The following is a 17,568-nucleotide window of genomic DNA, read 5'->3' on the forward strand; positions in this document are numbered from 1 at the left end:
AATTTCACTGCAACTGCCTGAGCCCGGACATTTGGCCTATGTTATTTTCACTTCGGGCACCACTGGCAAACCGAAGGGTGTCATGATCGAGCATGGACATGTAATAGAAAGAATTTTTGCTTGGAAACAAGCTTACAGTCTGGACTCACAGGAAGTCCGGCTGCTGCAAATGGCCAGTTTCTCGTTTGATGTATTTGTCGAAGATATGGCCCGTACGCTTCCTTTCGGAGGAACGATGGTCATTTGTCCAAGCGAGTTGCGTTTGCAGCCCGCGGCCGTAGCGGGATTGATCCGCACGCATGCGATAACGCTGCTCAACTCGACACCATCCTTAGTGATGTCCATTATGAAATACATCGATGAGTACAAGGTAGATATCCCGTCGTTACGGTTGTTGATTTTAGGGGGCGACCGTTGTCTCAATCCTGATTTTCACTGGCTGCTTGAACGGTTCGGGCACAGGATGCGGATTATTAACTGCTACGGGGTAACCGAAGCGACCGTTGACTCTACCTTCTATGAGTGGACAGGGGCCCCGGAACCGTATCCGTTAACGCCGTCGGGGCACGTGCCGATCGGAAGACCGCTTCAAAACGTAAGGCTCTATGTCGTGGAGCCTCAATATGGCAAGCTCCAGCCAGTTGGAGTATATGGAGAGCTGTTTATCGGCGGTGCAGGCGTAGGACGCGGATATGTAAACAAACCTCGGCTGTCCGAGGAAAGATTTATTTCAAGTTCCTTTATGGAAGGAGAACGGCTGTATAAAACCGGTGATCTGGTGCGCTGGTTGCCTGATGGCAGTCTGGAATTTGCCGGGCGCAATGACCACCAAGTAAAAATTCGCGGATACCGGATCGAATTGGGAGAGATTGAACAGCACCTTGCCGAGCTTGAAGGGGTTGCGGAGTCGGCAGTCGTCGCTTGCGAGTTGAAGCAGGGAGAGCTTGAATTGTGCGCTTATGTGGTCGCGAGCAAAGAAACGGAGATTTCATCACTGCGTAAGGCCCTGTCCGCACGGCTTCCGGGATTCATGGTTCCATCGCGCTTCGTACAGGTAGAAGAGTTGCCGCTGACGCCGAACGGCAAGGTGGATCGCCGTGCGCTGCCGAAGCCGTCGGGAAGCGAAGCGGCAGCCGGATATACCGCGCCGCGAACCGATGTAGAGGCGAAGCTGGTGAAGTTGTGGCAGGAGGTGCTGGGCGTTGAAAGCGTAGGCATCCGCGATAACTTCTTCGAGCTGGGCGGCCATTCTCTGAAGGCGATGAGGCTCGTATCGAAGATTCACCAAGTGCTGGGAGTAGAGTTGCCGCTGAGACAGCTGTTCCTTTCGCCGACGGTTGAAGGGCTGGCGGCTGCGCTGAACGCGGCGGAGGGCAGCGCGGCATATCAAGCGTTGGCCCCGGCAGGCGAACGGACGCATTACCCGTTATCTTCGGCCCAAAAACGGCTGTACGTCCTGCAGCAGTTAGAGGGAGCCGAACTGAGCTACAACATGCCGATGGCGCTGCAGCTCGAAGGAGTACTGGATCGGGTTCGGCTGGAAGCGGCGCTGCAGGCGCTCATCGCCCGTCATGAATCGCTGCGCACTTCGTTTGCCGTCGTGGACGGCGAGCCGGTGCAGCAGGTACAGGACGAGTGGACCTTCTCTGTGTCCTATGAGGAAGCGAAGGAAGAGAAGGCCGAGGAGTTCATCCGGGCATTCCTCCGCCCGTTTGACCTAAGCAAGGCGCCGCTGCTGCGTGCAACCGTTGTTCGTCTCGAAGAAGCGCGCTACTTGCTGCTATTCGATATGCACCATATTATCTCGGACGGCATGTCGATCAGCATTTTGGTAGACGAATTTGCGAAGCTGTACACGGGCGAAGCGTTGGAGCCGCTGCCGCTGCAGTACAAAGATTATGCGGTATGGCAGGGGGAACACTACGCCGCCAGCCGGGCGTACGAGCAGTTGGAAGCGTACTGGGTGGAGCAGCTTGCAGGCGAATTGCCGGTGCTGAGCTTGCCGGCCGATCATCCGCGTCCGGCTGTACGCAGCTTCGAGGGCGGCCGGGTGGACGTTGAGCTGGACGGCGATCTTGCGTCCGCTGTGCGCGAACTGGCCCGCGCGAGCGGCGCTACGGTATACATGGTGCTGCTAGCCGCCTACAGCGCGCTGCTGGCGCGGCTTGGGGGGCAAGAAGAAGTCATTGTCGGTTCTCCGGTGGCGGGACGGCCGCATGCAGATCTGGAAGGCATGCTGGGAATGTTCGTGAACACCTTGGCACTCCGGACGTACCCGGCTGGGGAAAAGAGCTTTACAGCCTATCTGCAGGAAGTGAAGCAGACGGCGCTCGACGCCTTCGAGCACGGGGACTATCCGTTCGAGGAACTGGTGGAACGAGTGGTTCGGCAGCGCGACACGAGCCGCAATCCGATCTTCGATGCGATGCTTGTGCTGCAAAACATGGATCAGGCGGAGCTTGAGCTTCCTGAGCTTCAGCTCACCTCGTATCCGTTCGATTCCAACGTGGCCAAGTTCGATCTGACGCTGTCGGTGAGCGAACAGGAGAACGGCATGCGCTGCTCCTGGGAATACGCTGCTATGTTGTTTGAGCGATCCACGATAGAACGTTGGGCCGGTCACTTTGCAGAGCTTCTGCGCCAGATTACCCGGGATCCGCAGGTGCCATTGGGAAGCGTCAGCTTCCTGACGGCTGCGGAACAGGAACAATTGTTGACGCAGTGCAATGAGTTGACGCAGTTCAATGAGTTGGGGCAGTTGAAAGATAACGGAACAGACGTCGAGTTGCCGCGGGGCATGACGCTGCACGCGATGTTCGAGGAGCAAGCGGCGAAGACGCCGGAGCGGTTGGCCGTTGTATGCGGTGACGATGCCCTGACGTACCGGGAGCTGAACGAGCGGGCGAACCGGCTTGCCCGAGTCGTGCGCCGTTATGGGGCGGGGCCCGAAAGCCTGGTTGCGGTGCAGTGCGAACGATCCGTGAATATGGCTGTTGCCCTGCTTGCGGTGCTTAAAGCCGGGGCAGCCTACCTGCCGATATCGCCGCAGGATCCGACAGAGCGGTTGAAGTTCCTGCTGGAGGACAGCGGCGCAACTCTGCTGCTGTCCGGCACGATGCAGGGGGCGGTTTCTTGTCCGGTGCTAGGCTTGGACGATGGCCGAATCGAGTTGGAATCGCCGGAAAATCTGGCGAGCTCTGCGAATCGAAACAATCTGGCGTATGTGATCTACACCTCCGGAACTTCCGGTCAGCCGAAAGGCGTCATGGTGGAGCATGGCAGCATCGCTCATACGCTGCAGTGGAAGGCAGAGACCTACGACTTCGACGGCGGACGAGTGCTGCATGCCAGCCTGTTCGTGTTCGACGCGTTCATCTCGCACTTTTTTGGCCCCCTCGTTGCGGGCGCGACCGTCGTGATGCTGCGTGATGAAGAGCTAAGCGATCCGGAGGCCATCATCCGCACGCTTGCCGAGCAGGAGATTACCCACGCGCAATTCCCAACGATTCTGCTCGCGGCACTGCTGGAGATGATCGAGCCGGAACAGCTGATTACCGTACGGAGCGTGGTCACCGGCGGGGAGAAAATCAGTTCGGCGCTGATCGAAAAGATGCTGGCTCACCATCAGATCAAGTTTGTCAGCGAATATGGACCGACGGAAAACAGCGTGGTGACGACCGCTTTGCTGGTGATCGATCCGCGGCAGTCTCATACGCTCGGCAGATCCATTGGCCAGACGAAAGTTTATGTGCTGGATGCGAATGGACAACTGCAGCCGATCGGGGTACCGGGGGAGCTGTGCATCAGCGGGCCGGGATTGGCCCGTGGGTATCTCAATCAGCCGGAGCTGACGGCCGAGCGATTCGTCGCCAGCCCGTTCGAGCCAGATGAGCGGCTCTACCGGACCGGGGACTTGGCGCGCTGGCTGCCGGACGGCAATCTCGAGTACATGGGCCGGATGGACGGACAAGTGAAGATCCGGGGCTACCGGATCGAACCGGGCGAGATCGAAGCCAAGCTGCTGCAGTTGACCGGGGTAAGCGAAGCTGTCGTGGCCGCGCTGCCGGATGCTTCGGGCAGCCTCCAGCTGTGTGCCTATGTCGTTGGCGGCGAACTGGATCTTCCTGAGCTGCGCAGCTTGCTGTCCTCTGCGCTGCCAGCGTATATGGTTCCGTCCTCCTTCGTGCAGCTGGAGCAATTGCCGCTGACCGCCAACGGCAAAATCGATCTCAAAGCGCTGCCGCAACCGGATGCAGCCATGGCCCATGCGCCGTATGCCGCGCCCCGCACGCCGGCGGAGCAGGCGCTGGCGACGGTATGGCAGCAGGTGCTCGGGGTGCCGCGGATCGGCATCCATGACAGCTTCTTCGACCTGGGGGGCGACTCGATCAAGGCGATTCAAGCCGTGTCCAGGATGATGCAGGCCGGCTATAAGCTGGACATGAAGGATTTGTTCCGGTATCCGGCCGCGGCCCAACTGAGCGATCATATCGTCCCGGTTAGCCGCATCGCGGAACAGGGAGAGATTCGCGGGCCGGTGCCGCTTACGCCGATTCAGCACTGGTTTGCCGAGCGGGAGCTGGCCGATGCGCATCACTTCAACCAAGCCGTGATGCTGTACCGGGAAGAACGGTTTGACGTGCACGCGCTGCATCTTGCGATGAAGCGGATCACGGTTCACCATGACGCGCTGCGGATGGTGTTCGTGCCTACAGCGAACGGGAGTTATGCGGCTTGGAATCGGGCTGTAGATGAAGGAGAACGTTACGGCTTGGAAGTATTCGACTTCCGGCAAGAACAGGAATGGAGCCGGTTAGTCGAAGCGAAGGCCCGCGAGCTGCAGGCCGGCATTTCCTTAGAGACAGGTCCGCTCGTGAAGCTGGGCTTATTCCAGTGCGGTGACGGCGATCATTTGCTGATTGTGATTCACCACCTCGTCGTTGATGGCATCTCCTGGCGGATCTTGCTGGAGGATTTCGCCTCAGCGTACGGGCAGGCTGCACAAGGGCAGGATATCCGGTTGCCGCTGAAAAGCGATTCGTTCCAAGTCTGGTCGCAGCAGTTGGCAGCTTATGCCTCAAGCCCGGCTATGGAGGCGGAACGTGAATATTGGAACCAGATGGCGAGTCGGGAACAAATGCCATTGCCGAAGGATAACGATCAAGGCGGAGACGCGGTCGAAAACAGCGAGACGTTGACGCTGCAATGGTCCCGGCGCGAGACGCGGCAGCTGTTAAGCGAAGCGCACCGGGCATATGGAACCGAGATTAACGATCTACTGCTGACCGCGCTTGGGATGGCGATTCAGGAGTGGACGGGCAGCGAGCAGGTTGCCGTCATGCTGGAAGGGCACGGAAGGGAATCCATCCTGCCGGATGTGGACGTCAGCCGGACGGTGGGCTGGTTCACGAGTGCGTATCCGGTCACGCTTGACCTGAAGGCGGGCCTGGAGCTGCCGCGGCGCATCAAGCTGGTCAAGGAAACGCTGCGAAGCATCCCGCACAAAGGCGTCGGCTACGGCATTTTGCGCTATCTGACCTCGTCGCGTGAGGAGGGTATCCGGGCGTTGGCGCCTGAGATTTCGTTTAATTACTTGGGACAGTTCGATCAGGATTTGCAGCGCAGCGAGCTTCAGATCTCGCCGCTTGCGTCCGGGGATGCGGTAAGCCGCAGGCAAAAAAGAGCGGCCACGCTCGATTTCAACGGCATGATCGCCGGAGGAACGTTAACGCTGAATCTGAGCTACAGCGCCGAGCAGTACCGCAAGAAAACGATGCAGCGGTTGGCCAGGCGGCTGAAGCATCATTTGCAGGAAGTGATTCAGCACTGCGTGGCGAAAGAAGGGGTAGAGCTGACGCCAAGCGATGTGCTGCAGCCCGGCATGACGCTTGAGGAGCTGGAAGCGCTGGTTCAGCGGAATCGGCTTATCGGGGACATCGAGAACGTATATGCCCTGACGCCAATGCAGCAGGGGATGCTGTTCCATAGCCGCCTGGATCCGCAGTCGGGCGCTTACGTGAACCAAATGCTCATTTCGCTGCAGGGAGAACTGGATCCCACCGCGTTGGAACGCAGCTGGAATACGGTGATTCAGCGGCATGCGGTACTGCGGACGAGTGTCGACAGCGGGTGGCGGGATCATCCGCTGCAGGTGGTCTATCGCAGCCGTACCTTGCGAATTGCCTATGCGGATCTCTCGATGAAGAGTGCGGCGGAGCAGGAGCTGGAACTGGCTTTCCTCAAGGAAGAAGATCGCAAGAAAGGGTTTGCTGTAGAATCGGATGGCTTAATGCGTGTAGCGGTCGTGCGTACGGGACCGGAGACGCACCAACTGCTGTGGAGCTTCCATCATATTCTCATGGATGGATGGTGCCTGCCGCTGGTGGTCAAGGAAGTCCTCGAAGTGTACACGGCCTTGGGCAAGGAAGAGGAGCCGCAATTGCCGCGCGTGAGCGAGTATAGCGAGTATCTTCGCTGGCTGTCCGAACAGGACATGCAAACGGCCTCGAAGTATTGGGCGGGCATGCTTGCGGGCTTCGAACAAGCGGCAGAGCTTCCGAGACGGCAGCGCCAAGCGCAAGGATATGAAGCAATGCGCGTGACCTGCTCGCTGGATCGGAAACGGACCGAACGGATTGCCCAAGCGGCAAGAGAGCAGGGGGTAACGGTGAACACCTTGCTTCAGACGGCATGGGGAGTGCTGCTGCACAAATACAGCGGGACAAACGATGCGGTATTCGGCAGCGTGGTGTCCGGGAGACCGGCGAGCCTTCCTGGCGTGGAAGGGATGATCGGGCTGTTCATCAATACGATTCCGGTATGGGTGAAGAGCGAGGCTGGAGATACGGTAGCCCGCGTGCTGCAGCAGGTTCAGGAGCAGGCGCTGGCATCCCAAGCCTGCGACTATTTTCCGCTGCATGAAATCCAGGCCCAAAGCGCGAGGAACCGGGAACTGTTCAACCATATTCTAGTGTTCGAGAACTACCCGGTGGAGGAACAAGCTGGTTCGCTGGAAGATGCGGCCGGATTGAAGATTACCGGAATTCAAGCGGAAGAACGGACCAACTATGACTTGAATGTGATGATTTTGCCTGGGAAAGAGATGACGCTTCATTTTGATTACAATGCGCAGGTATATGAACGAGATGGAATGGAGCGTCTGCAAAGGCACCTGATGCAAATTGTAGAACAGATAGTAGAAGATTCGAACATTCCGGTACAGAATCTGGAGCTGCTGACGACGGCCGAGAGGGAGCAATTGCTCGTGCAGTTCAACGATACGAAGGCGGCGATTCCGGAAGAGGCAAGCATCCCTTCCCTGTTCGAGCGGCAGGCGGCGAAGACGCCGGATCGTCCGGCGGTCGTGTGCGCAGAACAGCGGCTGACCTACCGGGAGCTGGAGGAACAGGCCAACCGCATCGCCCAATGGCTGCGGGCGCATGGCGTGACGGCGGAAGAGCGCGTCGGCATCCTGATGAACCGTTCGCCGCAGCTCATCGCCGGACTGCTGGGCATTCTGAAATCCGGTGCCGCTTACGTACCGATCGATCCTCTTCTGCCTGAGGAGCGGATGGAGTCCATGATCCGGGATTCCGGGATGAAGGTGATGCTTACAGATGCAGCATATGTGGAGACATTATCCGTCTTTAAAGAGACATCGCTGCGTCATGCATTATGTGTGGACGACCATGAATTGCTGGCAGGTTATCCTTTCGAACCTGTTGGCTTGAAAATAAAACCAACCGGCAGCGCATACGTCATCTATACCTCCGGAACGACCGGGACGCCGAAAGGGGTCGTCGTGGAGCACCGGAACGTGGTCAATTTCATCTCCGGGATGATTCGCGAGCTTCCGTTCGGGACGCATGCTTCGATGCTGTGCGTCACGACGGTGTCCTTCGACATCTTCGCCGCGGAGAGCTGGGTGCCGCTTAGCTGCGGCATGCAGATCGTCCTCGCAGGCGAGGAAGCGCAGCAGGATCCGGCCGTGCTGGCGGAACTGCTGGCTCAGCACCCGGTGCAGATGGCGCAGATGACGCCTTCGCGTCTCATGCTGCTGCTCGGCGATGCGCGAAGCGCGGCACAGCTGCGGAGCATCGGGACGCTGCTGGTCGGCGGGGAAGCCTTTCCTTCCACCCTGTATGGGCAGCTGAGGGAACATACGGATGCGGCGGTGTACAACATGTACGGGCCGACGGAAACGACCGTTTGGTCCACGTTCGACCGCTTAGAAGGGGAGGAACCGATCAGCATCGGACGTCCGATGGCGAACACGCAGGCGTATGTGCTGAACGAAGCACTGCAGCCGCAGCCGATTGGCGTGTCAGGAGAACTGTGCATCGGCGGTGCGGGAGTCGCCCGCGGATATTGGGCGCGTCCCGAACTGACGGCCGAGAAATTTGTGGACAATCCGTTCGTTTCCGGGGAGCGGCTGTACCGAACCGGCGATTTGGCGCGCTGGCTGCCTGACGGACGGCTGGAGCATCTGGGACGGATCGACCATCAGGTGAAGATTCGGGGATACCGGATTGAACTTGGGGAAATCGAAGCCCGGCTGCTGCGTATTCCGGGCGTAAGTGAAGCTGTCGTAACTGCAGCGGTTATTGAAACGGGCGCGGATAGTCACCATGAATTGTGCGCTTATGTAACAGGCAACCGTACGCTTGCGGCGGCTGAGCTGCGTGCTGCCCTGACTGTCTCGCTGCCGTCGTACATGATGCCGGCGCACTACATGCAGCTGGAAGAGCTTCCGCTGACGCCGAACGGCAAGGTGGATCGCCGTGCGCTGCCGAAGCCGTCGGGAAGCGAAGCGGCAGACGGATATACCGCGCCGCGAACCAATGTTGAGGCGAAGCTGGCGCAGTTGTGGCAGGAGGTGCTGGGCGTTGAACGCGTAGGCATCCGCGACAACTTCTTCGAGCTGGGCGGCCATTCCTTGAAGGCGATGACGCTCGTCTCGAAGATTCATCAGGCGCTGGGAGTAGAGCAGCCGCTCAGACAGCTGTTCCTCTCGCCGACGGTTGAAGGGTTAGCGACTAAGCTGATGGCGGTGGATGGCAGCGCGGCATATCAAGCATTGGCCCCGGCAGGCGAGCGGGTGCATTACCCGTTGTCCTCGGCCCAAAAACGGCTGTATTTCCTGCAGCAGCTGGAGGGAGCCGAGCTGAGCTACAACATGCCGGTGGCGCTGCGGCTCGAAGGAGCGCTGGATCGGGCACGGCTGGAAGCCGCGCTGCAAGTGCTCATCGCCCGCCATGAATCGCTGCGCACTTCGTTTGCGGACGTGGACGGCGAGCCGGTGCAGCGGGTGCAGGAGGAATGGACCTTCTGCGTGTCCTATGCGGAAGCGAAGGAAGGGGAAGTCGAGGAGTTCATCCAGGCATTCCTCCGCCCATTTGACCTAAGCGAAGCGCCGCTGTTGCGTGCAACCGTCTTGTGTCTCGAAGAAACGAAGCACTTGCTGTTGATGGATATCCACCATATCATCTCGGACGGCGCCTCAATGAACATTTTGGTAGCCGAATTTGGGAAGCTGTACGCGGGCGAAGCGTTGGAGCCGCTGAAGCTGCAGTACAAAGACTATGCGGTGTGGCAGCAGGAATACGTGCGCAGCGATGCTTACCGGGAGCAGGAGAAATATTGGCTCGATCAGTTAGCGGGCGAGCTTCCGGTCCTGCAACTGCCAACCGATTTCGCGCGTCCGGCCCTGCGCAGTTTTGCAGGCGACCGGATTGATTTCAAGCTGGGAAGATCATTGTCGGAAGCGGTGCGACAGCTCGCGCTGGACAAAGGGGTAACCGTCTACATGGTGTTCTTGGCCGCGTATAGTACTCTGCTGTCCCGGTTGTCCGGCGACGGGGAGGTTATTGTCGGCTCGCCGGTGGCCGGACGCCCGCATGCGGATCTGTCGGACATGATGGGGATGTTTGTCAACACGCTGGCCTTGCGCACGTTCCCTTCGGGACAAAAAGCTTTTGCCGAATACCTCGAGGAAATCAAGCAGACGGCGCTCGATGCCTTTGAGCATGGCGAGTATCCTTTCGAGGAGCTGGTCGACCGCGTTGTCACCCAGCGGGACATGAGCCGCAATCCGCTCTTCGATGCCGTATTCGTGCTTCAAAACGCGGAGAACTCGCAGCTGGCTCTCCCTGATTTGAAAGTCGAGTCTTATCCGTTTGCCGATACGCAGGCCAAGTTTGACCTTACCTTGATGATATCCGAGAGCGCGGAGGGCTATCACGGCTCGCTAGAGTTCGCTACAGCCTTATTCACGCGGGCAACCATCGAACGGTGGGCGGGCCACTTGACGGAGCTGCTGGATCATGTGACGTCTGAGCCGGATACAACCCTCGCCGAAGCCAGATTAATAAGCGGGGGCCCCCAACTGAACGAGTTGATGACATACAGCGGCTTGCCGTTCCAAGACAAGCCGCGAACGACGATTCATCAGCGGTTCGGGGAAGTAGCCGGTCTCTATCCGGACCAGACGGCCATCGTGTGCGGCGATCGGCATCTCACTTATGCGGAGCTGCAGCTTCAAGCGAGTCTTGTAGCCGCCAGACTGCGGAGGGAAGGGATGCGGCCGCGGGCAGCCGTTGCCATTCTGGCGGAGCGCTCGATCGAATTCGTCGTTGCGGTTCTGGGAATTCTGCAGGCGGGCGGAGCCTATGTTCCGCTGGATCCGGACGCGCCCGAGGAGCGGCACCTGTATATATTGGGCGACTGCGGCGCGGAGTTCCTGTTGGCTACACAGAAGTCCAAAGTGCCGGCGTCATACCCAGGGACGGTCATCATTCTTGAAAACGGAGATCTTGCGGATGAAGCGTTAGAGGCGTTGGAACGTAGAGAAGCGCATGATTGCAGTTCGGATGATCCGGCATATATCCTGTATACCTCGGGCACCACGGGAAGACCGAAAGGAGTGCTGGTGACGCATGGAAATGTAATCAATCTGGTGAATAACGATGGATATGTTCCGTTCCATGCCGATCACCGCTTCGCGCAGACCGGTTCGGTAAGCTTTGATGCGGCTACATTCGAAATATTCGGAGCCCTTCTGCATGGAAGCTCCTTGCATCCGATCGAAAAAGATGTGCTGTTGGACGCGCGCCGGATGGGGGCGTTTCTGGCAGAGCACGGGATTACCGTCATGTTCTTGACGACATCGCTCTTCCATCATCTGGCCGATGAGGATGCGGGCCTGTTTGCCGGCGTAGAGCATCTCATTATGGGGGGAGAGGTTCTGTCGCCGAAGCATGCTTACGCCGTGAAGGAGGCATGTCCGGGACTTACGATCTGGAACGGCTACGGTCCTACCGAAAACACGACTTTCTCGACTGCATTCGCGGTCAAGGGAACAAACGGCAAAAATAGCATCCCGATTGGCCGGCCGATCGAAGGAACGACAGCCTACGTGCTGAGCGCTCAGGGGCAGCTGCTTCCGGTCGGGGTGCCCGGCGAATTGTGCCTTGGGGGCGCAGGCGTCGCTGCAGGCTATTGGAATCTGCCGGAGCTTACGCAGGAAAAATTCGTGCCGGATCCATTGATTGAAGGCGGACGCATGTACAAAACCGGGGATTTGGCCCGTTGGCTGCCGGACGGCACGCTCGAATATTTGGGAAGAATCGATCAGCAGGTCAAAATACGAGGCTATCGGATTGAGCTCGGCGAGATCGAAGCGCGACTGCTGCTTCATGGGAACATTCGCCAAGCGGCTGTAGTGACTTGGGAAGAGCGGCCGGGAAGCGAGGTTCTGTGCGCCTATTATGTGGGCGGCAAGCGACTGGAAGCGGCTGAATTGAGAAATTATCTGAGTATCGCTTTGCCCGAATATATGGTTCCTGCGTATTTCGTGCATTTGCCGGAACTGCCGCTTACGAGAAATGGCAAGCTGGACCGGACGGCGCTGCCGGAGCCGGAAAGAAACGCTGTAACGGGCACCGAGTTCGCAGCACCCCGGACTTTAACGGAAGTGAGGCTTGCGCTGTTGTGGCAGGACGTGTTAGGGGTTCAGCGGGTAGGGTTGAATGATAATTTCTTTGAACTCGGCGGCCATTCCTTACGAGCGATGACGCTGGTTACGCGGATTCACCAAAAGCTGAATGCGCAAATCAAGCTGCACGATGTGTTTCAGTCGCCTACTCTCGAACGGATGAGCCAAGTAATCGAATCATCGGCGGGTTCACCGTATGAAGATTTGCTTCCTGCGCCGAATCAGGATTCCTATCCGTTGTCCTCTGCCCAAAAGCGGATGTATGTGCTGCAGCAGCTTCAAGGAGAAGAACAGACCTACAACATGCCGAACATTTTCCGGTTGGAAGGGCCAGTGAATCGGGAACGCATAAATGATGCGCTTCAGGGCTTGATCAGACGGCATGAGGTGCTCCGTACATCTTTTGAAATGGTAGAAGGCAGTCCCGTTCAGATCATACATGATTCGGTGGAATTTGCCGTTTCATATACCGAAACAAAGGACGAAGAGAATGTGAGCAAAGCGATTCGCGATTTCTACTTCCCGTTCGATCTCACTCGCGCTCCGCTGCTTCGCGCGGGACTGATACGCTTGCAAGAGGAGCAGCACCTGCTGCTGTTCGACATGCATCACATTATTTCGGATGGCGTATCGATGAGTATATTGATTAAGGAGTTCGGGAAGCTGTACTCCGGCGAGTCCATGCCGGCCCCACGACTTCAATACAAAGATTACAGCACTTGGCAAAGCCGCTATGCGACGACGGAAGATTACAAAAAACAGGAAGCGTATTGGTTGAATAAATACGCAGGAGAGCTTCCGGTGCTGGATCTGCCGTTGGACTACCCGAGGCCGCCGGCAAGAAGTTTTGCCGGAGGCAGGGTGCACTTGGAATTGGACTCCAGTCTTACCCGAAAAATGGCCAAGCTGGCACAGCGGACAGGGACCACCTTGTATATGCTGCTGTTGGCGGCGTACAGCACGATGCTGTCGCGTCTCAGCGGTCAGGACGATATCATTATCGGCTCGCCGACTGCCGGCAGATCGCATGCAGATCTTGCCGATATGCTGGGCATGTTCGCCAATACGCTGGCGCTGCGCACAAACCCGGCCGGCGAAAAAGAATTTGCAAGCTATTTGCTGGAAGTCAAAGAGTGCGCGCTTGATGCGTTCGTCCATCAAGATTATCCATTCGAAGATCTGGTGGAGAAGGCCGTCAGCCGACGGGACATGAGCCGCAGTCCTCTCTTTGATGTCATGCTCGTCCTGCAAAATACAGAGCAGGGGCAAATGGAGCTGGAGCATGTCCGGTTGTCTGCTTATCCGTACGAAGAGCACGCGGCAAAGTTCGATCTCACCCTAACCGTCATCGAGCATGAACAAGGCATGAGCCTCACTTTCGGATACGCTGCGGATCTGTTTGCCCGCGCAACGATTGAACAATGGGCCGGCTATTTCAAAGTGCTGTTGGAGTCGGTAGTCTCGGATCCAAAGCAGCGGCTCGCGGATCTGCCTTTGTTGAACGAAGAGGAACGGCAGCGGATGCAAGCCTATTCGCAGGGCGCATTTCTGGATATTTGTGCCGGGCGGACGCGCACTTTGGATCGATGGTACGAGGAGCAGGCTGGCAGAACGCCTGATCGATACGCTGTCGTCTCCGGGGAGCGACGATTGACTTACAGGGAGTTGAATGAACAATCAGAACGTCTCGCCGAGTTGTTGCGAGACAGAGGCGTAGGCCCGGATCGGATCGTCGGACTCTTCCTGCCGCCATCTCCGGAAATGATTGTCGCGATGCTGGCGATATGGAAAGCCGGAGGCGCCTATCTTCCGATCGATCCCGACACGAATGCGGATCGGATGACTTACATGCTGGAGAATTCGGAAGCTGTGCTGCTGTTGACGATGAGCGAATGGGAATCCCGGCTGCATCTTCCGGTGGAGTGCCTGAGCCTGGATCGGCTTCCAGCAAGATCATCGGATGTCGGCACGGGTCGGATGGAAGCAAGCCGCAGCCTGGACAATTTGGCTTACGTGATTTATACATCGGGAAGCACCGGGAAGCCTAAGGGCGTCAAAGTCATGCATCGCAATGTGGCAGCCTATGCGGAATGGTTCATCGAAGAAGCTGCCATTGTGGAGGAAGATCGCACGGCCCTTGTTTCCTCCTTCGCCTTTGACCTGGGATATACGGCCGTCTTTTCGGCGTTATTGTCCGGTGCGGCGCTGTACTTGCCGGGCAAAGATACCTACATGGATCCGGAAAATATGCTGGAGTATCTTATCCGGGAAAGAATCACTTATGTCAAGATGACGCCGTCCCTGTTCGGCCTTCTTGTGAGAAGCCCGGGCTTTGCCGAGCATCCAGCCAACGGCTGTCTCCGGTTGGTCGTGCTCGGCGGGGAAGCAATCAATTGCGCGGATGTGGAGCTTTACTTTGCCAAGTATGAGCGTTCCCAAGTGATGCAGCATTATGGGCCGACGGAGACGACGATCGGATCCATTGCCATCAGGATGGATCTCGAACAGTTCCGATTCTTCCGGAACCGACCGGTATTAGGACGGCCGATAGCGGGAGAAGAGGTTTATATCGTCGACTCTGCAGCAAGACCGGTTCCGATGGGCGTTGTGGGAGAAATCGCGATTGGCGGACACGGCGTGAGCCGGGGCTATGTGAACCGGCCGAATGAGACGGAGGAGAGGTTCACGAGCCATCCGCTTGATTCCAACCGGAGGTTGTACTTGACAAGTGATCGGGGCCGCGTTCTTGCGGATGGAACGATAGAGTACTTGGGTCGCAACGATCATCAAGTGAAGATTCGGGGTTACCGGGTTGAACTGGGAGAGATCGAATCGCGGTTGAGGCAGATGAACAAGATCGTGGATGCTGCTGTATTGGCCATGCCGGACGCCGAGGGCGTACTGGATTTGCGCGCTTTTGTCGCAGTCGAGGGGCACATGGATATGGCAGGGTTGCGGGAACAATTGCGTTTGCAACTGCCAGCCTATATGATTCCATCCCGCTTCCATCAGCTTGAAAAGCTGCCGCTGACGGCCAACGGCAAGGTTGATCGCGCGACGCTGGCAAAGCAGCAGATAACGATGCCTGTTCAACAAGCTAGTTATGCGGCTCCTAGGAATGCGTTGGAGCAAGCGCTGGCCGACCTATGGCAGGAGGTGTTGGGCGTTGAGCGCGTTGGGATAGAGGATGATTTCTTCGAGATCGGCGGGCAGTCGTTGAAGTTGATTCAGGTGATCGGGAAGATTCGGCGAAAATTGAAGCTGGACATTTCCCTTCGCGATGCTTTTGCCTATACGACGGTATCGGAATTGGCGCAATTTTTTGAGGCCCGGGGAAGCAAGCGTGAAGACAATGAAGTATCCATGTGGAATCCGGACAACGGATTATCCTTGTTCTGCTTCCCGCCGATTGTAGGGTATGGGCAAGTGTTCATGAGAATGGCGGAGGAGCTGCAAGAGACTGCCGCGATTTACGCTTTCGACTTTATCGGAGCGGAAGACGTGATCCGGCATTATACGAACCGAATCCAGACTCTGCAGCCTGAAGGAGCGCTCCATCTGTTGGGTTACTCGGCAGGAGGAAATTTGGCGTTCGAAGTAGCGAAACAGCTTGAGAGCGAAGGGCGGGAAGTAGCTCATCTCATTCTGCTGGACTCTTATCCGAGAAAGACCGCGCTCCAAGCTGCGGATCAGGCAGCATATGCAGAGTCGCTGCAGGACGAAATCTCGCGCTTTATCGCTCATGTGCCCGAAGCGGATGTAGAGGAAGTGTTCCGGAATATTACCAGATATAAGTCATGGGTTGACGGTGTGGCGACAGATGGGCGAATTCAGGCCTGCATTCATTTGATTCAATCGGAAGATGCAGAAGAGCATCCGGAGCAATGTTACTGGAAGCCATGGACTGCCGGAGAGCAAATACTGTACCAAGGCAGCGGAAAGCACGAACAGATGCTGGAAGGCGAAGAGGCAAGAAAGAACGGGTCTGTTGTCAGAGCTATATTCCATGGAGAGGCGCAGTCAAAATGAACATGAAGCATACATTCCTGAATTCGGGTTCTTAGTTCATAACGCCGGGGAAGCCGGGAGATTATTTTCTCCCGGTATTTCACAAAATAAGAATTAATTCCATCGTAGTTTCATAATATTCAGGGTGGCATGCCAAAACGCTTAACTGCAGTTAAGATTCATATTGCATCATTTGACTGTCTAGGCGGTAAGAGATGAAGCTTCGCAATAACCCCATTTTTTAGGAGGTCTTCTGGTATGACAAATGCTAAACCAGCCAAAAAAATGAAAAAACTATTGGCAGTTCTGCTCTCATTTTCTTTTCTTGTTTCCTTGTCCGGAATAAGTGCTCTGCTTCCGTCGAAGGCTTATGCCGCAAACTCTCACGACGAAAATTTCTCACCGGAGACGCTCAAGTTCCTTCGTGCCAATACGGGGCTCGATGGCGAGCAGTGGGACAATATTATGAAGCTCATCAACAAACCCGAGCAGGACTCGCTCGATTGGACCAAGTACTATGGTTACTGCGAGGACATTGGCGATGACCGAGGGTATACGATCGGCATATTCGGAGCCACTACAGGGGGATCCAACGACAAGCATCCGGATGGTCCGACTCTGTTCAAGGAATTCGACGCTGCCAGCGGAGCGGCCAATCCTTCGGTCGAAGGCGGTCTGGCACGCATTGGCGTTAACGGGTCGATGAAAGGTTCGATTTTAAAGATAAAGGATAGCGAAAAAGTGTTTTGCGGCAAAATCAAAAAATTGCAAAACAATGACGCTTGGAGAGAGGCGATCTGGCAAACTTTCTACAAAGTATACATCAAATACAGCGTCGAGCAAGCGCGCAAACGCGGCTTCAACTCCGCTCTGACCATCGGCTCCTTTGTCGATACGGCATTGAATCAGGGCGCTACCGGTGATTCCGGAACGCTCGAGGGTATTCTGTCTCGCTCAGGAAAAAGTAGCGACGAGAAGACTTTTATGAAGAAATTTTATGCCGAGCGCACATTAGTCGTAGATACCAATGACTATAACCAACCGCCCAATGGCAAGAATCGCGTGAAGCAATGGAGCCAACTTTGGGATATGGGGAAGGCGGATCTGAAGAACGCCGACGACGCGATTATCAAAGTCACCAGTTGGAAAATGAAGTGAGTCATGGTTCCCGCGTCCAGCATTGCATCGGACGCGGGATTTTCTGTATCTGAAAGGGTCAAGTGAAGCAAATTCCTCGATTTAATGAGAATATGGAATATTATAAAATGCGATACACGGATGCAGGATCATTATAGAGAAGTATTTTATATTTTGTCGTCGCCAAGGCAAAAGTGAAGTCGATAATTACGGCGATATCCGTGCGAAGTGACGGTATGGTCGCCAATGACATAATCGATGGGGTCTTCCGGTTCCGGAGATAGGGCTGGAGATTGGGCACCACCGAACCGAACCGGAACAGAGCGCTGCCGCAGGATAACGATGCGTTCTGGGGAAAATGGACGTTCCTTCTGTTATAATGGAGCTACTTATTTTCATCTGCTACCACGATATCCCTACAATTTGCGACA

Annotated in this window: 2 protein-coding genes (1 of these 2 running past the window's edge); both read left to right on the forward strand. The window is 56.6% G+C overall.

Annotated elements, in window-relative coordinates; genetic code table 11:
• A protein-coding gene (locus tag OCY70_RS03965; protein ID WP_261944651.1) for a non-ribosomal peptide synthetase crosses the window boundary here: on the forward strand, positions 1 to 16,021 show its 3' portion. 3,230 nt of this gene lie to the left of the window's left edge; the window shows 16,021 of its 19,251 coding nt (coding positions 3,231–19,251); its start codon lies beyond the left edge, outside the window; its stop codon occupies positions 16,019 to 16,021.
• Between the two features lie 237 nt (positions 16,022 to 16,258).
• The gene (locus OCY70_RS03970; RefSeq protein ID WP_213428904.1) at positions 16,259 to 17,158 is read left to right on the forward strand and encodes a chitosanase; all 900 of its coding nucleotides are present in this window, start codon (positions 16,259 to 16,261) and stop codon (positions 17,156 to 17,158) included.
• Positions 17,159 to 17,568: the final 410 nt, after the last annotated feature.

It is taken from the genome of Paenibacillus melissococcoides (assembly GCA_944800085.1).
In the GTDB taxonomy this organism is placed as follows: domain Bacteria; phylum Bacillota; class Bacilli; order Paenibacillales; family Paenibacillaceae; genus Paenibacillus_B; species Paenibacillus_B melissococcoides.